The organism is Comamonadaceae bacterium OTU4NAUVB1, assembly GCA_024372625.1.
In the GTDB taxonomy this organism is placed as follows: Bacteria; Pseudomonadota; Gammaproteobacteria; order Burkholderiales; family Burkholderiaceae_C; genus Variovorax.
Genome location: CP099604.1, coordinates 183,321 through 200,706 on the forward strand (window position 1 = coordinate 183,321; position 17,386 = coordinate 200,706).

At 72.4% G+C, this 17,386-nt stretch carries 18 protein-coding genes; 12 read left to right on the top strand and 6 right to left on the bottom strand.

Features of this window, described 5'->3' with window-relative positions; genetic code table 11:
• Positions 1–4: 4 nt before the first annotated feature.
• Positions 5–664 carry an aspartate/glutamate racemase family protein gene (locus tag NF681_03070; protein ID UST52660.1) on the bottom strand — a complete coding sequence of 220 codons (660 nt, stop codon included), beginning with the start codon at positions 662–664 and terminating at the stop codon, positions 5–7.
• Between the two features lie 158 nt (positions 665–822).
• Between NF681_03070 and NF681_03075 the strand changes: the two genes are divergently transcribed.
• The 9 genes from NF681_03075 to NF681_03115 all read left to right on the top strand — a co-directional run bounded on the left by NF681_03075 (position 823) and on the right by NF681_03115 (position 9,175).
• Positions 823–1,764 carry a LysR family transcriptional regulator gene (locus NF681_03075; GenBank protein ID UST52661.1) on the top strand — a complete coding sequence of 314 codons (942 nt, stop codon included), beginning with the start codon at positions 823–825 and terminating at the stop codon, positions 1,762–1,764.
• Positions 1,765–1,832: 68 nt separating this feature from the next.
• Positions 1,833–3,311, top strand: coding sequence for a dihydropyrimidinase (gene hydA / locus NF681_03080; GenBank protein ID UST52662.1), 1,479 nt, complete (start codon positions 1,833–1,835; stop codon positions 3,309–3,311).
• Positions 3,312–3,393: 82 nt separating this feature from the next.
• Complete coding sequence (locus NF681_03085; GenBank protein ID UST52663.1) at positions 3,394–4,251, top strand: transporter substrate-binding domain-containing protein; 858 nt, start codon at positions 3,394–3,396, stop codon at positions 4,249–4,251.
• Between the two features lie 7 nt (positions 4,252–4,258).
• Entirely contained in the window at positions 4,259–4,993 is a 735-nt protein-coding gene (locus NF681_03090) for an amino acid ABC transporter ATP-binding protein (protein ID UST52884.1), read from the top strand.
• On the top strand, positions 4,990–5,670 hold the full coding sequence (locus NF681_03095; GenBank protein ID UST52664.1) for an ABC transporter permease subunit: 681 nt from the start codon (positions 4,990–4,992) through the stop codon (positions 5,668–5,670). Before NF681_03090 ends, NF681_03095 begins: the two co-directional genes overlap by 4 nt.
• Before the next feature lie 3 nt (positions 5,671–5,673).
• Positions 5,674–6,345 (top strand): amino acid ABC transporter permease, encoded by a 672-nt coding sequence (locus NF681_03100; protein UST52665.1) that lies wholly within the window; start codon positions 5,674–5,676, stop codon positions 6,343–6,345.
• 52 nt (positions 6,346–6,397) lie between these two features.
• Positions 6,398–7,345: a dihydrodipicolinate synthase family protein gene (locus NF681_03105; protein ID UST52666.1), complete on the top strand. Its 948-nt coding sequence runs from the start codon at positions 6,398–6,400 to the stop codon at positions 7,343–7,345.
• Positions 7,346–7,406: 61 nt separating this feature from the next.
• Positions 7,407–7,829: a secondary thiamine-phosphate synthase enzyme YjbQ gene (locus NF681_03110; protein ID UST52667.1), complete on the top strand. Its 423-nt coding sequence runs from the start codon at positions 7,407–7,409 to the stop codon at positions 7,827–7,829.
• A 53-nt stretch (positions 7,830–7,882) separates the two neighbouring features.
• Positions 7,883–9,175, top strand: coding sequence for an MFS transporter (locus NF681_03115; protein UST52885.1), 1,293 nt, complete (start codon positions 7,883–7,885; stop codon positions 9,173–9,175).
• 49 nt (positions 9,176–9,224) lie between these two features.
• On the opposite strand, the gene NF681_03120 is transcribed toward NF681_03115, so the two are convergent.
• Both NF681_03120 and NF681_03125 read right to left on the bottom strand, forming a co-directional pair.
• Complete coding sequence (locus tag NF681_03120; GenBank protein UST52668.1) at positions 9,225–10,346, bottom strand: metallophosphoesterase; 1,122 nt, start codon at positions 10,344–10,346, stop codon at positions 9,225–9,227.
• A 98-nt stretch (positions 10,347–10,444) separates the two neighbouring features.
• Positions 10,445–11,365: a LysR family transcriptional regulator gene (locus NF681_03125; protein UST52669.1), complete on the bottom strand. Its 921-nt coding sequence runs from the start codon at positions 11,363–11,365 to the stop codon at positions 10,445–10,447.
• A 110-nt stretch (positions 11,366–11,475) separates the two neighbouring features.
• On the opposite strand from NF681_03125, the gene NF681_03130 reads away from it, so the two are divergent.
• The 3 genes from NF681_03130 to NF681_03140 are packed head-to-tail and all read left to right on the top strand — an operon-like array spanning position 11,476 to position 14,230.
• Complete coding sequence (locus tag NF681_03130) at positions 11,476–12,831, top strand: DUF1446 domain-containing protein (protein ID UST52670.1); 1,356 nt, start codon at positions 11,476–11,478, stop codon at positions 12,829–12,831.
• Positions 12,832–12,839: 8 nt separating this feature from the next.
• Positions 12,840–13,193, top strand: a complete 354-nt coding sequence (locus NF681_03135) for a hypothetical protein (GenBank protein UST52671.1) — start codon at positions 12,840–12,842, stop codon at positions 13,191–13,193.
• 35 nt (positions 13,194–13,228) lie between these two features.
• The gene (locus tag NF681_03140; protein ID UST52672.1) at positions 13,229–14,230 is read left to right on the top strand and encodes a tripartite tricarboxylate transporter substrate binding protein; all 1,002 of its coding nucleotides are present in this window, start codon (positions 13,229–13,231) and stop codon (positions 14,228–14,230) included.
• 40 nt (positions 14,231–14,270) lie between these two features.
• Here the strand turns inward: NF681_03140 and NF681_03145 are convergent, their stop codons facing one another.
• The 3 genes from NF681_03145 to NF681_03155 all read right to left on the bottom strand — a co-directional run bounded on the left by NF681_03145 (position 14,271) and on the right by NF681_03155 (position 17,376).
• Entirely contained in the window at positions 14,271–15,059 is a 789-nt protein-coding gene (locus NF681_03145) for an enoyl-CoA hydratase/isomerase family protein (GenBank protein ID UST52673.1), read from the bottom strand.
• Positions 15,056–16,303, bottom strand: coding sequence for a CoA transferase (locus NF681_03150; protein ID UST52674.1), 1,248 nt, complete (start codon positions 16,301–16,303; stop codon positions 15,056–15,058). Before NF681_03150 ends, NF681_03145 begins: the two co-directional genes overlap by 4 nt.
• Positions 16,304–16,383: 80 nt before the next feature.
• Positions 16,384–17,376 carry a tripartite tricarboxylate transporter substrate binding protein gene (locus NF681_03155; protein UST52675.1) on the bottom strand — a complete coding sequence of 331 codons (993 nt, stop codon included), beginning with the start codon at positions 17,374–17,376 and terminating at the stop codon, positions 16,384–16,386.
• Positions 17,377–17,386: the final 10 nt, after the last annotated feature.

The window sequence follows — 17,386 nt, forward strand, 5'->3', positions numbered from 1 at the left end:
GGGTTCACCAGCCCAGTTGGATGCGGCCCAGGATCATGGAAACGGCGGCCTGCGTCGGCTCGACCACCGGCAGTCCGGTGGCCTCGGACAGGGGCGCGCGGAACGCGGCCATCCCCGCGCATCCCATCACCAGCACGTCGGCGCCGTGCGCGTCGCGCAGGCGGCGGCCGGCCGCGACCATCGCCGACAGGGTGGCGTCGGCGTCGGCCAGCTCGGCCACGGTGCGGCCGATGGCCGCCTCCCCGGCCACCCGCTGCGCGATCCCCATCGCGCCCCAGGCGCGCCAGTGGCGGGCGATCGAGCCCTGCAGGATCGCGACGACGCCCAGGCGCTGCCCGAGCGTCATCGCCGTGAACATGGCGGCCTCGCTGATGCCGAGCGCGGGCACGCCGCACGTCTCGCGCAGCAGGTGCAGGCCGGGGTCGCTGAAGCAGGCGGTGACGAAGCCGGCGGCCTCGGCGCGGTGCGCCTGCGCGAAGCGGTGCACCGCCAGCGCCGCGCGGTCGACGTCGAGTTGGCTCTGCACCCCGGGCGGGCCGTCCTCCAGCGTCACGCATTCGATGCGCGGGCCGTCGTCGCGGCGCAGCGGCGCGAGCGCGGCATCGATGCCGGCGGTCACGGCCCGGCTGCTGTTGGGATTGACGACGTAGAGCGTCTGGCGCATCGGCGGACTTTCTGGAGGGTCGAGACGGCTGGCGGCGGAGGGTGCCGACGGCTCGCAGTCTAGGAGCGGGACCGCGCTTTGGCATGTGCCGATTCATGCCTCATCATTAACACCTTGTTATCCACCGCGGCCCCGGCGTCTGTCGTGGCCCCCGTCGCATGTCATTCAATCTCCGCCAGATCGAGGTCTTCCGCGCGGTCATGATCACCGGCTCCATCCGGGGCGCGTCGCAGCTGCTGTTCGTCTCGCAGCCCGCGGTCAGCCGGCTGCTCTCGCACACCGAGGCGCGCGTCGGCTTCGCGCTCTTCGAGCGCATCCGCGGCCGGCTCTACGCCACGCCGGAGGCCAAGAAGCTGTTCCACGAGGTCGAGTCGGTGTATGCGGGCGTGCGGCGCGTGAACGAACTCGCGCGCGAGCTCGCCGAGCACCAGGAGGGCATCCTCGACCTGGTGGCCAGCCCGAGCGTGGGCCAGGCCCTGATCCCGATGGCGATGGCCGAATACCGCCACGGCCACCCGCAGGTCAAGCTGACCTTCCAGTACCTGAGCCACGCGCCGCTGGTCGAGCGGCTGCTCAACCGGCAGGCCGACCTGGCCGTGACCATCCTGCCGATGAGCCATCCCAACCTGGAGACCGAGGTGCTGGGCAGCGGCCGGCTGGTCTGCATCTGCCCGTACAACCACCCGCTGGCGCGGCGCGCCACCCTGTCGGTGGCCGATCTGCTGCCGTTCCCGCTGATCTCCTACGACCGCGAATCGCCCTTCGGGCGGATGGTCGGCGCGCTGTTCGAGGCCGGTGGCGCGACCGTGCGCGCCGCCATCGAGGCGGGCTCGCCGCAGAACGCCTGCGCGCTGGTGCAGGCCGGCGCGGGCATCGCGCTGGTCGACGAGTTCTCCTCGCGCAGCTGGGGCCAGAGCCGCTTCGTGGTGCGCCCGATGCGCGACGCCCCGGTGCTCCAGGCCACCCTGGTGCGCCTGCGCACCGAACCGATGTCGGGCCTCGCGCAGGATTTCGCGGCGGTGCTCCAGGGCGTGATGGTGCGCGAGGGATTCCGCCCGCCGTCGTCGGATCCCGAGTCGAAGCCGGAGCCAAAGCCTTAACACGGTGTTAATGACGGTGCTCAAACTGTCAAGCGACAGGCGCCGGGGGTGGCCGGAATAATGGCCGCATGACCGGCAGCACCCCCTTCGACCTCACGATCCGAAACGGCCGCATCGGCAACGCCGACGGCACCCTGCGGGCCGACATCGGCGTGCGCGACGGCGTGGTCGCCGCCATCGCGCCCGGCCTGGACGCCGGCCTGCGCGATGTCGACGCCACCGGCCACTGGGTGCTGCCCGGCGGCATCGACAGCCACTGCCACATCGAGCAGCGCTCGGGCATGGGCGTGATGTGCGCCGACGACTTCCATTCCGGCACGGTCTCGGCGGCCTTCGGCGGCACGACGACCATCCTGTCGTTCGCGGCGCAGCACCGGGGCGACCGCATCCCCGACGTGATCGCGGCCTACGGCGCGCTGGCGCGCGAGAAGGCGGTCATCGACTACGGCTTCCACCTGATCCTGACCGACCCCGACGAGACCGCGTTGCGCGAGCACCTGCCGCGCGTCATCCGCGAGGGCATCACCTCGCTGAAGGTCTACATGACCTACGACAAGCTCAAGCTCGACGACTACCAGCTGCTGGAGGTGATGGCGGTGGCCGGGGAGGAGGGCGCGCTGGTGATGATGCACGCCGAGAACCACGACATGATCCGCTGGATCGCCCACCGCCTGCTCGAGCGCGGCCACGTGGCGCCGAAGTTCCACGCCGTCGCCCACGACCCGCTGGCCGAGACCGAGGCGACGAACCGCGCCATCGCCCTGGCGCGGCTGGCCGACGTGCCGGTGCTGATCGTGCACGTGGCCGGGCGCGAGGCGATCGAGGTCATCCGCGACGCGCGCCGCCTGGGCGCGGCGGTGTACGCGGAGAGCTGTCCGCAGTACCTGTTCCTGGAAGCCTCCGACAGCGACCTGCCCGGCCTGGAGGGCGCCAAGTTCTGCTGCAGTCCGCCGCCGCGCGACGTCGCGTCGCAGGAGGCCGTGTGGGCCGGCTTCGCGGACGGCACGCTGGACGTGTACTCGTCGGACCACGCGCCCTACCGCTTCGACGCCTCGGGCAAGCTGCCCCGGGGCGACGCCACGACCTTCAAGGAGATGGCCAACGGCGTGCCCGGCATCGAGCTGCGCCTGCCGCTGCTGTTCTCCGAGGGCGTGATGGGCGGTCGCCTGTCGATCGAGGCGTTCGTCGCGCTCACGTCCACGAACCACGCCCGCATGTACGGCCTGGCCCCGCGAAAGGGCGCCATCGCCGTGGGCGCCGATGCCGATTTCGCGCTCTGGAATCCCGAGCGCCGGGTCGCCGTCACCGCGTCGATGCTGCACGACAACGCCGGCTACACGCCCTACGGGGGCCGCGTGCTGCAGGGCTGGCCCGAGCAGGTGTACAGCCGCGGGCGCTGCGTGGTGCGCGACGGCGCGCTCCAGGTCGAGCGCGGCAGCGGACGCTACGTCGCGCGCGGCCGTCCCGAGCCGCTGCGCGAGCGGCCCGCCGCGTCGCCCGAGCGCGGCCGCTTCAGCGACCTGGTCGGGCTGCGGCGCGCGCGCTGAGCACGCGCCATGACCGGCCGGCGGCGCGCCGTCCGCCCCGACCTCCGATTTTCCTTCCGACGCATCCCTCAGGAGTTGAACCATGAAGTCCCCGATCCTTTCCCCGCGCCTGCGCGCCGTGGCCGTCGCGCTGCTGGGCCTCGGCGCCACGGCGGTCCTGGCGCAGGCGCCGGCGCCGCTGCGCACCGCCGTCGACGCCACGCTCGCGCCGCACGCCATGGCCAAGCTCGGCGGCGGCCTGCAGGGCTTCAACATCGACCTCGGCGAGGAACTGGCCCGGCGCCTGGGCCGCAAGATCGAGATCGAGGGCGCGGAGTTCTCGGGACTCGTGCCCGGCCTGAACAGCCGCCGCTACGACCTCCTGATCGCGCCGGTCACCGTGACGCCCGAGCGCGCCAAGTCGCTGCTGTTCACCGAGGGCTACCTCGACACCGACTACACCTTCCTCGGCGGGCGCTCGGCGCCGGCGATCGGCAGGCTCGAGGAACTCAAGGGCCGCACCGTCGCGGTCAACAAGGGCTCCAACTACGAAGGCTGGGCGCGCGACAACGCCGAGAAGTACGGCTTCAAGTACGACGTCTACGGCACCAACGCCGACGCGGTGCAGGCGGTGCAGTCCGGCCGCGCCGACTACAACCTGGCCGGCACCACGGTGGTGGCGTGGGCCGCCAAGCAGAACCCCGCGCTCAAGACCAGCTACACCATCAAGACCGGCCTGGTGTGGGCGATCCCGTTCCGCCTGGACGACCGCGCCGGGCGCGACGCGGCCTCCAACGCGCTCAAGTGCATGAAGCAGGACGGCACCGTCGCCAAGCTGGCGGTGAAGTGGTTCGGCTTCCAGCCGTCGGCCGACGACGCGGCGGTCAAGATCGCCCCGGGCACCGGCGTGCCGGGCACCGAGGGCTACGACCCGACGCCCGTCGCGCCCCGGTGCGCCTGACATGCCGATGCTGGAGATCGCCGGCCTGCGCAAGTCGTACGGCGCCGCCGAGGTGCTGCGCGGCGTCGACCTGCGGGTGAACGCCGGGGAGCTGGTGTGCGTGATCGGCCCGTCGGGCTCGGGCAAGAGCACCCTGCTGCGCTGCTGCAACCTGCTTGAGACGCCCAGCGCGGGACTGATCGTGGCCAGCGACCACGAGGTGACCTCGGCCACGGTCGACCTCAACCGGCTGCGCCAGGACGTGGGCATGGTGTTCCAGCAGTTCAACCTCTATCCGCACCTGAGCGCGCTGGACAACGTGGCCCTGGCGCTGCGCCGCGTGCAGCGCCGGCCCCGGGCCGAGGCCGAGGCCCGGGCGCGGGCGGCGCTCGAACAGGTCGGGCTGGGCGACAAGGCGGGCTCGCTGCCCTCGGAACTCTCCGGCGGCCAGCAGCAGCGTGTGGGCATCGCGCGCGCGGTGGCGCTGGCGCCCCAGGTGATCCTGTTCGACGAGCCCACCAGCGCGCTCGACCCCGAACTGGTCGAGGACGTGCTCAACGTCATGCGCGGGCTGCGCGAGCGTGGCATGACCATGCTGGTGGTGACGCACGAGATGGCCTTCGCGCACGCGGCGGCCGACCGGGTCGTGTTCATGGACGGCGGCGTGGTGGTCGAGCAGGGCACGCCCGCCGACATCTTCGAGCGCCCGCGCGAGGCGCGCACGCGCGCCTTCGTGGCGCGCCACGGGGCGCGGCGGCCATGACGCCGGCCGACAGCGGTTTCCTCTTCACCTTCTTCAACCCGGAGGTGGCCCGGCAGTACGCCCCGGCGATCGCCTCCGGCGCGCTGGTGACCGTGGGCGTGGGCGCGGCGGTGGTCGTCACTGGCACGGCGCTGGGCCTGGCGCTGGCCGTGGCGCGCGCCCTCGGACTGCGCGCGCTGGCGCTGCCCATCATCGCCTTCGCGGACGTCATGCGCTCGCTGCCGCCGCTGGTGGTGCTGATCGTCCTGTACTTCGGCCTGCCGGCGCTGGGGCTGCCGCTGTCGGCCTTCGCCGTGACCTGGCTGTCGCTGTCGCTGGTGCTGGCCGCCTACGCCGAGGAGAGCATCTGGGCCGGCATCGCCGCCGTGCCGGCCGGCCAGCTGGAGGCCGCGCGCTCCACCGGGCTGCGCTGGTGGGGCGCGATGCGCTGGATCGTGCTGCCCCAGGCGCTGCGCCGCGCCGTGCCGCCGCTGACCAACCGCGTGATCTCGATCACCAAGAACACCGCGCTCGGCTCGGTGGTGGCGCTCAACGAGATCCTGAACAACGCACAGGGCGCGAGCAGCCACGCCGGAAACCCGACGCCGCTGATGATGTCCGCGCTGGCCTACCTGATCGTCTTCCTGCCGCTGGTGGCCGGTTCGCGCTGGGTCGAGCGACGCTGGCGGCGGAGGTGAGCGATGGACGACCTGCTGCACAACTTCTTCAACCTCGAGGTCTACGCCGCGGTGTTCCCGCACCTGCTGCGCGGCCTGTGGACCACCGTGTGGCTGTCGGCCCTGGTGATTCCGCTGGGCGCGGCCGCCGGCCTGGCGCTGGCGCTGGGCCTCACGCAATCGGGCAGCCGGGCGGCGCGCTGGGCGCTGGTCGGCTTCATCGACTTCTTCCGCGCCTTCCCGCCGCTGGTGCTGCTGATCCTGATCTATTTCGGCGGCCCGTTCCTGGGGCTGGAGCTCAACAAGGTCGGCGCCGTGGCGCTGGCCTTCGTGCTCAACAACGCCAGCTACTTCGCCGAGGTGTTCCGCGCCGGGCTGGAGGGCGTGGTCGCCGGGCAGATGGAGGCCGCGCGTTCCACCGGGCTCACGCGGGCGCAGGCGCTGCGGCACGTGGTGGTGCCCCAGGCCGTGAAGAACGTGCTGCCCGACCTGGTGGGCAACGCCATCGAGGTCGTGAAGCTCACCAGCATCGCCAGCGTGGTCGCCATGCCCGAGCTGCTGCGCAACGCGCGCGACGCCCAGTCGCTGGTCTACAACCCCTCGCCCGTGATGCTGGCCGCGCTGATGTACCTGGCGCTGCTGTGGCCGCTCACGCGCTGGCTCGGCCGGCTCGAGCACCGCCGCGCGCGCCGCTGACCGGCGCCCGGCCCGCCCGGCGCCTTCCCTCCTTCTTGTTCCAAGGAATCCGATGACCCCCGAAAAGATCAGCGAGACGTCGAAGGGCGTCTACATCATCGCCGCCACGCCGTTCACCGACGAGGGCGAGCTCGACCTCGAGAGCACCGACCGCCTGACCGACTTCTACCTCGAGCGCGGCGTGACCGGCTTCACCATCCTGGGGATGATGGGCGAGGCGCCCAAGCTGACCGAGGCGGAGACGCTGGGCGTGATGGCGCGCGTGCTCGGTCGCGTGGCCGGCCGCGCGCCGGTGGTGGTCGGCGTGAGCCACGCGTCCAACCGCCATGTCGAGCGCCTGTCGAAGACCGCGATGGACCAGGGCGCGGCCGGGGTGATGCTGGCGCCGGTGGCCAACCTGAAGACCGACGACCAGGTCTACCACTACTACGCGGGCGTCGCCAGGCTGCTCGGCCCGTCGATCCCGATCTGCCTGCAGGACTTCCCGCAGGCCACCGGCGTGCACATGTCGGTGGCGGTGATCCAGCGGCTGATCGACGACTTCCCGCAGGTGGTGATGTTCAAGCACGAGGATTTCCCCGGCATGCGCAAGCTCAGCGAGCTGCGCACGCAGGCCGCGGCCGCCGGGCGCCGCCGCATCAGCGTGCTGGTGGGCAACGGCGGGTTGTTCCTGCCGCAGGAGATGCGGCGCGGCGCCGACGGCGCGATGACCGGCTTCGCCTTCCCGGAGATGCTGGTGCGGGTCTGCTCGCTCTTCGACCAGGGCCGCGACGAGGCGGCCGAGGACCTGTTCAACGTCTACCTGCCGCTGCTGCGTCACGAGTTCCAGTACGGCATCGGCCTGGCGCTGCGCAAGGAGACCCTGCGGCGGCGCGGCGCGATCCGCTCGGCGCACGTGCGCCGCCCCGGGCCGTCGCTCGACGCCACCGACCTGGCCGAGCTCGGCCGCCTGATCCAGCGGCAGGAGGACGCGCTGCGCGAGCGCGGCCTGGCGGTCTGAGGACGGCGCCGGCGACGCCCCGTCGCCGGCGCCGGCGCGGGTCGTCTGCTAGGCTTTCCCGATGCTCCGCCAGCACCAGCACCGCCTCGCGATCGCCACCACCGGCCAGGGCCTCGTGGAGGTGACCGCCCCCGTGGCCGAGGTCCTCCGCGCCAGCCGCATCGCCTGCGGCCTGGTCACCCTGTTCGTGCGCCACACCTCGGCCAGCTTGGTGATCCAGGAGAACGCGGACGCGGACGTGCGCGGCGACCTGGAGCGTTTCTTCGCGCGCCTGGTCCGCGACGGCGATCCGTTGTTCGTCCACCGCAGCGAGGGCCCGGACGACATGCCCGCGCACGTGCGCGCGGCGCTCACCGCGACGCAGCTGTCGGTGCCGGCGAGCGGCGGCGCGCTGATGCTCGGCACCTGGCAGGGCATCTACCTGTGGGAACACCGCCTGCGCGGGCACCGGCGCGAGATCGTCGTGCAGGTCGTGGGCGAGTGACCGGGCCGCGGCCGGCCGACGCGCCGGGGCCGTCGCGCACGGCGACGTCGCCGCTGCACCGCCTGCTGCGCCGCGCGGTCGACGTGGAGGCCGGCGAGGTGCGCGCCACGCTCTTGGGCTTCGCCTGGTTCTTCTGCCTGCTGGGCGGCTACTACCTGCTGCGCCCGCTGCGCGACGCGCTGGGCCTGGCCGGCGGCGCCCGGGAACTGCAGTGGCTGTTCACCGGCACCTTCGTCGCCATGCTGGCGGTGGTGCCGCTGTTCGGGGCGCTGGTCGCGCGCATGCCGCCCCGGCGCTTCGTGCCGCTGGCCTACCGCTTCTTCACGGCCAGCCTGCTGGCGTTCGGCGCGTCGATCGCCCTCGACGTGCAGGGCGTGTGGGTCGGGCGCGTCTTCTTCGTCTGGGTCAGCGTCTTCAACCTGTTCGTCGTCAGCATCTTCTGGAGCGTGCTGGCCGACGTCTTCAGCAACGCGCAGGGCCGTCGGCTGTTCGGCTTCATCGCCGCGGGCGGCACGGCCGGCACCTTCGTCGGGCCGGCGCTGGCGGCCGCGCTCGTCGGCACGCTCGGGCCGGTCGCGCTGACGCTGCTGGCCGCGCTGCTGCTGGAGGCGGCCCTGCAGTGCTTCCATCGCCTGCGGCCGCGCCGCGCGGCGTCGCCGGGGCCCGGGCCGGCCGGCGAGGACGCCGACGGCGAACGGCCCATCGGCGGCGGCGTGCTCGACGGGCTCGGCCTGATCGCGCGCTCGCCCTACCTGCTGGGCCTGTGCGGCTACCTGCTGCTGCACACGGCCGCCTCGACCTTCCTGTACGTCGAGCAGGGCCGCATCGTGGCGGAGGCGTTCACCGACACCGCCTCGCGCACGCGCTTCTTCGCGCTGGTCGACCTGGGCGTGTCGACCCTCACGCTGGCGCTGCAGGTCTTCGTCACCGGGCGCCTGATCCGTCGCCTGGGCCTCGCGGCGGCGCTGGTGCTGCTGCCGCTGGCCTCGGCGCTGGCCTTCGTCGCCGTCGCCTGGTCGCCGGCGCTGCTCGTGCTCGCCGGCGCGCAGGCCCTGCGGCGGGCCTGCGACTACGCCATCGCGCGCCCGGCGCGCGAGGTGCTGTTCACCGTGGTCTCGCGCGCGGCCAAGTACAAGGCCAAGAACGCCATCGAGACGGTGGTCTATCGCGGGGGCGACGCCGCGAGCGGCTGGCTCTCGGCCGGGCTGGGGGCGCTGGGCGTCGGGTTCGCCGGGCTGGCGGCGATCGCGGTGCCGCTGTCGGCGCTCTGGGCGTTGCTGTCGCTGTGGCTGGCGCGCGAGCAGGAGCGCCGGCGGGCCGACCGGCCGCCGGGCGCGGCGCCCTAGCCCCGACGCGCCGCCCGTGGCGGGCGTGCCGGACGTGCCGGGCGCGCCCTCAGGCCTTGCGCCGCGCGAGCGTGATGCGCGTGAGCTCCGGGGGCCGGCCCAGCCGGAGCGCGAAGCCGGGCCACAGGGCGGTGCCGTTGTTCACGTAGAGCGACATGCCGCCCAAGTCGTAGCGCCCGGAGACGAAGCCCCCGTTGGCCCGGGCGAGCAGCCGGTCGAAACCCACGATCATCCCGCCGTGGGTGTGGCCGGAGAGCTGCAGCCCCACGCCCGCTTCGGCGGCCTTGCGCGCCTGGCGGGGCTGGTGGTCGAGCAGGACGACCGGCACGCCCGCCGGCGCGCCTTCGAGCGCCCGCGCGAGGTCCGGGCCCGGCAAGCCGACGCTCGGGGCGGAGAAGTCGGTCACGCCGGCCAGCACCAGGCGGTCGCCGGCGCGCGCGAGGACCGTGTGGCCGTTGGCCAGGGGCCGCATGCCGAGCGACTGGAAATGCGCCATCCAGCGCGCGTGGCCGAAGAAATACTCGTGGTTGCCGGGGATGACGTGCACGCCGTCGGGGGCCCGCAGGTCGCCCAGCGCCGCCACGTCGGCCCGCCGCGCGTCGAGCGTGCCGTCGATGAGGTCGCCGGTGACGACGATCAGGTCGACGCCCAGGCGGTTGGCGTCGTCGACCACCGCGCGCGTCCAGGGCGCGTCGAACAGACGGCTGATGTGCAGGTCGGTGAGCTGCAGGAGGCGGTAGCCCTCGAAGGCCGCGGGCAGGCCGGTGACCTCGAGCACGACGTCCTTGACCGGCGGCACGCGCACGGCCTGGCTCACCCCCAGGGCCGACAGGCCCATGGCGGCGATGCCGGCGGCGTGGCGCACGTGGCGGTGAACGGCCGTGCGGTGGCGCCGCACCAGCGCGACCAGCAGGGCGACGAGGTCGATCGCCAGCTGCATCGCGGCCAGCAGCAGCAGGGTGCCGAAGGCCCAGTTGAACGCGATGACGATGCCGCGCGGGAACTCCGGCGAGAACGGGCTGCCCGAGGACCAGCGGCCGACCAGGTGGTATTGCGATGCCACCAGCACCAGCAGGGCCGCGGCCGCCCGGCTGCCGACCCGCCACGGCAGCGGCCAGAGGAAGCGTGCGATGACGTAGAGGCCGGGCAGGCCGAAGAACAGATGGATCATGGGGAGGGATGGCCGGCGCGCCGGGGCGACCGGGGTGGGGCCGGAAGGGCGTGACGCCGGCGCCGGCGCAGGGCGCGTGAACGCCGGGAGCGGGGAGTCTAGCGAATCGCCGCGCGCGCCACGGGCGCCGCCTGCGTCGGAAAATGCGCCTTCAGGAACTGCAGGAACGCCTTGACGCGCGGCGCCAGGACCCGGCCGCGCGGATATAGCACGTAGATGACATCGTCCGTGCGGTCCTGGAAGTCCTGCAGCAGCGGCACCAGGGTGCCGGTGCGCAGGTCGGCGGCGACGTTGAACTCGGCCAGCCGCACGATGCCCAGGCCGACCAGCGCGAGCGTGCGCAGAAGTTCGCCCTGGTTGGCGCCGATGCACGCCGGGATGTCGATGGTCTTGAGCGCCCCGTCCTCGCGGAAGGTCCAGCGGTTCCAGTGGGTGCGGATGGTGAAGTTGAGGCAGCGGTGCCGCAGCAGGTCGTCGGGCCGCAGCGGCGTGCCGTGGCGCGCGAGGTAGGCCGGCGCGGCGGCGATGACCCAGGGCCTGGGCACCAGCGGCCAGCCGATCAGCGACAGCTCCGTGGGCCGCCCGCTGTGCAGTGCGACGTCGATGCCTTGCTTCAGGAAGTCGCCGCGATCGGTGCCGATGATGAATTCCAGCCGCAGCCGGGGATGGCGTTCCAGCAGCGCGGGGAGCAGCGGGGCGAGGAGGTATTTGGCCGTGGTCAGCGGGGCGTGGACGTGCAGGGTGCCGGAGATCTCGCCTTCCGGGTCCGGGGCGAGGTTTTCCGCTGCTTCCATGGCGTCGGCCACGCGCAGGCTCGCCGCGTGGAAGCGGTGGCCTTCCTGCGTGAGCCGAATGGTGCCGGCGATGCGTTCGAACAGGCGCACGTCGAGGCGCGTCTCCAACCGTCCGATCAGCTTGCTGACGGCCGACGGCGACATGCCGAGGCGTCGGCCGGCGCCCGAGAAACTGCCCTCGTTCACCACGCCGAGGAACACCTGCATCTCGCCGAACTTGTCCATGCGGGTTTCCTTCTACCGTGAATCGGGGTCACAGGGGATGTGCGTCCGGAGCCGTTGTGGCGCCGGGGGGCACTGTACAAAATGTCCGTTCACATCGGAGACAAAACGACATGACCAAGACCCTGCGGATCGGTTCCGGCGCGGCGTGGTGGGGCGACCGCGTCGAGCCCGCCGCGCTCAATGCCGAGCGCGGCGAACTCGACTACCTGTGCTTCGAGACCATGGCCGAAGCCACCGTGTCGGCCGCTCAGGTGCGCATGCGCCGCGACCCGACCTTCCCCGGCTACGACACCTACCTCGACGACCGCATGCGGGCGGTGTTGCCGGCGTGCATGCGCAACGGCACGCGCATCGTCTCCAATCAGGGATGGGTCAACCCGGGCGCGGCGGCGCGGCGCATCGTCGAGCTGTTGCGGGAGATGGGCATCCACGGCGTCAAGGTGGCTGCCGTGGGCGGCAGTCTGATCACCGACCGCGTGCTCGAACTCACCGACACGATCCTCGAGACCGGCGCGCCCACCCGTACCCTGGCGTCCAGCCTGATCTCCGCCGAGGCCTACCAGGGGGCCGAGCCGATCGTCGAGGCCCTGCGGGCCGGCGCGCGGATCGTCGTCACCGGGCGCGTGGCCGACCCGTCGATCTTCATGGCGCCGATGATGTTCGAGTTCGGTTGGGACCCGCTCGACCACGCGCGGCTCGGCGCGGGCAACGGCATCGGCCACCTGCTGGAGTGCGGCGCCCAGGTGACGGGAGGGTATTTCTCCGACCCGGGATTCAAGGACGTCCCGACGCCATGGGACTTCGCCTTCCCGATCGCCGAGGTGGAGGAGGACGGCAGCGTCGTCATCACCAAGGTGGGCGGCACCGGCGGCGCGGTGACGCTGCGCACGGTCAAGGAGCAGATGCTCTACGAGGTCCACGATCCGGCCAACTACCTCACGCCGGATGCCGTGGTCGACTTCACCGGCGCGCGGCTCGAGCAGGTCGGCCCGGACCGCGTGCGCATCACCCACCTCGGCGGCAAGCCGCGCACGCCGACGCTCAAGGTGTCGATCGGCTGCACGGAAGGCTTCATCGGCGAGGACATGTTCTTCTACGCCGGCCCGGGCGCCCTGCGGCGGGCGCGGCTGGCCAAGCAGGTGCTCGAGGAGCGGTTCAAGATCGTCAAGCTGCAGGCCGAGGACCTGCGCATCGACTTCCTCGGACTGAACGCCATCCACGGCGAGGCCACGCCGGCCGACGCGCCCGAGCCCTACGAGATCGCGGTGCGCGTGGCCGCGCGCACCCGGACGCGCGAGGAGGCCGTCAAGGTCGGGCGCGAGGTCGACGGCATGGCGGTGTCGGGCATCGCGCACACCGGCAAGCGCGTGCCGCACCAGGACCGCTTCCGCGAAGTGATCGGCGTGTGGTCGGCGCTGGTGCCGCGCGAGCGGATCACCCCGACCGTCGACTATTTCGAAAGCTGAGGCGCGCCATGAAAGTCCTGCTCCAACACCTCGCCCACGCGCGCTCCGGCGACAAGGGCAACACCTCCAACATCGCTGTGTTCGCCTACGAGAGCGAGTTCTATCCGCTGCTCAAGGCCCAGTTGACGGCCGAGCGTTTCAAGGCCTTCTACCGGGGCGCCATCAAGGGCGACGTCCTGCGCTACGAGGTCGACAACATCGAGGCGCTGAACTTCGTCTGCCATGGCGCGCTCGGCGGCGGGGTCTCGCGCAGCCTCTGCCTGGACAACTACGGCAAGGCGCTCTCGGCGGCGGTGCTGGGGTACGAGCTCGAGGTGCCCGACGCGCTCGCGTCCCGACTGCACGGGCGGCACCTGCTGTGAACGACGTCGCCACCTCGACCACGGAGACGACCACGATGACGAGCCTCCCATGCCGGCTGGTCGCCGGGCTCGGCCGCATCGTCGCGGCCTGCGCCGCCGCCGTGACGCTCCTGCTGCCTGCGACCGCCACGGCGCAGGACTATCCGAGCCGACCGATCCGGCTGGTGGTGCCGTACCCGGCCGGCGGTACGACCGACATCCTCGCGCGACTCGCGGCGGTCCAGCTGGGCGAGCGGCTCAAGCAGGCGGTCGTGGTCGACAACCGCGCCGGGGCGAGCGGCGCCATCGGTTCGGCCGAGGTCGCCCGAGCCGCGCCCGACGGCTACACCCTGCTGATGGCCACCGCCAGTTCGCACGGCATCAATTCGGCGCTCTACCGCAAGCTGCCCTACGACGCGGTCAAGGACTTCGCGCCGGTGACCCTGCTGGCGAGCACGCCCAACATCATCGTCGTCAATCCGGCGGTGCCGGCGACCAACCTGCGGGAACTCATCGCGCTGGCCAAGGCGCAGCCGGGCAAGCTGAACTTCGGCTCCACCAGCCTGGGCGGCTCGCCGCACATGAGCGCCGAGCTGCTGAAGCTGGAGGCCGGCATCGACATCGTCCACGTCCCCTACAAGGGGGCCGCGCCGATGCTGACGGACCTGCTCGCTGGCCAGATCCAGATCGGTTTCGACAACCTGCCCTCGACCATCAATTTCGTGAACACGGGCAAGGTCCGGGCGATCGCGGTGACCACGCCGCAGCGCTGGCCGGGCGCCCCGGACATCCCGACGGTGGCCGAGAGCGGTCTGTCGCGCTACGAGGTCTCGGGCTGGTTCGGCCTGCTCGCGCCCGCCGGCACGCCCAAGGCGGTGCTGGACACCCTGCAGGGGGCGTTGGCCGCGGCGGTCCGGCAGCCCGAGGTCGCCCAACGGATGCTGGAGCTGGGCGCGCGGCCCATCGCCAGCACGCCGGAGGAGTTCGCCCGGCAGATCCCGCAGGAGGTCAAGAAGTGGCAGGACGTCGTCAAGGCGACCGGGGTGAGCATCGAGTGAGGGTCCGGCCGTCCGGTTCGTCCAGCCGGGCCCGGCCGGGTCAGCACCCGCGCCAGACCGGCGCCCGGCGCTCCGTGAAGGCGCGCACGCCCTCGCGGAAGTCCTCGCTGCCGTAGCAGGCCGAGACGAGGTCGTCCATCGCCGGCACCCCCGCGACCGTCAGGCGTCGCAGGGCCTCCTTGGACGCGGACTGCGTCACCGGCGCCAGCACCCGCAGACGCCGCACGAGCGCGCCGACCGCCTCGTCGAGCGCCCCGGGCGCCGCGACCTCGTGCAGGAAGCCGCAGGCCAGCGCCTCGTCGGCGTCCAGGACCTGCGCCAGGAGCAGCATCCGGCGCACGTTCTGGTGGCCCCAGGCCTGGCGCAGCCGCGCCATGTTGAGGGGCGACAGCATGTTGCCGAGCGTCCGCGCGATCGGCACGCCGAACTTCGCCCCCGGCGTCGCGACGCGGAAGTCGCAGGCCGTGGCGATGGCCAGTCCGCCGCCCACGGCCCAGCCCTCGACGACGGCGACGGTCGGAAACGGCAGCCGCTCGATGCGTTCGATGCCCGCGTCGATGCGCGCCTCGTAGACGAGGCCGTCGGCGCCGCCGCCGAAGTCCAGGAACTGGTGGATGTCGGTACCGGCCACGAAGGCCTCGCCGCCGGCCCCGCGCAGCACGCCGACGCGCACGGCCCGCTCGCCCGCCAGCCGATCGCAATGCGCGCCGAGCTGCTCGTACATCGTCCAGGTCATGGCGTTGCGCGCCTCGGGCCGCTCGAACGTCAGGGTCGCGACGCCGGTGTCGATCGCCAGGCCGACCCGGCCCTGCGCCCCGTCCCCGGTCACTTCGCCTCCGCCGGCTGCGCCTCGGCATCCGGCCGCGCCCGAGGGGCGCCGGGCAGGGCGATGCCCAGCTCCTCCAGCACCTCCCGGGTGTGCTCGCCCAGCAGCGGCGGCGGGCGGCGCACCTGCTGCGGCGTGCCCATCATCTTCACGGCGAAGCCGATGTTGGGCACCTTGCCCTCCACCGGGTGGTCGATCTCGATGCGCATGGCCCGGTGGCGGCCGTGCTCGCTCTCGAAGGCCTCGGGGTAGGTGAGGATCGGACCGGCCGGGATGCCGGCGGCCAGCAGGGTCTCGATCCAGTCGTCGGCCGTGCGGGCGGCGAAGGAGCGCTCCAGCTCCACCATCAGCGCCTCGCGGTGGGCCAGCCGCTTGGACACGCTGGCGAAGCGTTCGTCGGCCAGCAGGTCGGCGCGCGCCAGCACGCCGCACAGCTTCTGCCAGAGCTTCTGGTTGGTGGCGCCCATGACGAAGTGGCCGTCGGCGGCCTTGGCCGCCTGGTAGGGCGCGCTCATGCGGTTGGAGGTGCCCAGCGGCTCGGGCTGGCGGCCCGTGCCCCAGTACTCGGAGATGTCCCAGACCGAGAAGGCCAGCGCCGAGTCGAACAGCGAGGCGTCGATGTACTGGCCCTGGCCCGTGTTCTTCGCGCCGATGTAGGCCGCCAGCAGGCCGTAGACCGCGAACAGCGCGCAGCCGATGTCGGCCACCGGCACGCCGGCCTTCACGGGCGGGCCGCCGGGGTAGCCGGTCACGCTCATCACGCCCGACATCGCCTGCGCCATCAGGTCGAAGCCCGGGCGCTGCGACCAGGGCCCCGACTGGCCGAAACCCGAGATGCTGACGTAGACCAGCGCCGGGTTCAGCGCGCTCAGCGTGTCGAAGTCCGCGCCCAGGCGCTTCATGACGCCGGGGCGGTAGTTCTCGACCAGCACGTCGGCCTCCAGCACCAGCGCGTGCAGCGCCGCGCGGCCCTCGTCGGTCTTCAGGTCGAGCGTGACGCTGCGCTTGTTGCGGTTCATGTTGAGGAACCCCATGCTGTCGTTGCCCTTGAGCTTGAAGCCCATGGCGCCGCGCGTCTGGTCGCCACCCTCGGGCGGCTCGATCTTGATCACGTCGGCGCCCAGGTCGGCCAGCAGCATGCAGGCGTAGGGGCCGGCCATGACCTGGCTGATGTCGAGCACGCGCATGCCGGCGAGCGGCAGCGGGCGGGTGGCGGGAGCGGAGGAGGTGGTGGCGTTGGTTGTCATCGATGCGGTCCTGGTCGGTCGGTTCGTTCGACCCGTGGGTCGGGGAGTGTTCGGAGGGGCGTCGGCGGGCGGCTCGTGCCTCAGGAGTCGACGCGCACGTTCGCGTCCTTGATGACCTTGGCCCACTTGACGTTCTCGCCGGCGATGAACTCGGCGAACCTGCTCGCCGTGCCGCCGGCGTCCTCGGCCCCGAACTCGTCGAGCTTCTGGCGGATGTCGGGCATGAGCAGCACCTTGTTGACGTCCGCGTTCATGCGCTGCACCAGCGCCGGGGCCATGCCGCGCGGACCGACCAGCCCGTACCACGAGGCGGCGTCGACCTGCGGATAGCCGCCGTCGGCGAAGGTCGGGAGGTCCGGGTAGCTGCCCGCGCGCTTCAGGCGCGTCTGCGCGATGCCGATGACCTTGTTCTGGCGCATGAAGGGCGTCGCCGCCGTCATGGTGTCGAAGGCGAAGTCGATCTGGCCGCCGAGCTGGTCGATGATCAGGGCGCCCGAGCCCTTGTAGGGCACGTGCACGGCGTCGATCTTCGCCGCGAGCTTGAACATCTCGAAGGCCAGGTGCTGGGCCGAGCCGATGCCCGAGGAGCCGAAGGTGACGCGGCCCGGCTTCTGGCGGCACAGCGCGACGATGTCGGGCAGCGTGCGCACCGGCTGGGTGGTCGCGCAGGTCAGCACGTTGGGCGTCACGCCGACCATCGAGATGGCGCTGAAGTCCCGGTTGGGGTCGAACTTGACGGTGTCCTTGAGCAGGCTGGGGGCGATGGCGTTGCTGTTGACGTGCGCCATCAGCAGGGTCGTGCCGTCGTTGGGCTGGCGCGCCACGTAGTCCGCCGCGATGACGCCGGTGGCGCCGGGCTTGTTCTCGACGACGACCTGCGTGTCCCACAGGGTCGCGAGCTTCTGGCCGATCACCCGCGCCAGCACGTCGGTCCCGCCACCCGGAGCGAAGCCCACGACGATGCGCACCGGGCCGGAGATCCGGACCGCGCCGCCGGTGGCCGTCTGCGCCAGCGCCCAGCCGGGCGTGCCCAGGGCGGCGCCCAGGCCGAGCGTGAAATGTCTGCGTTGCATGCCGTGCCTC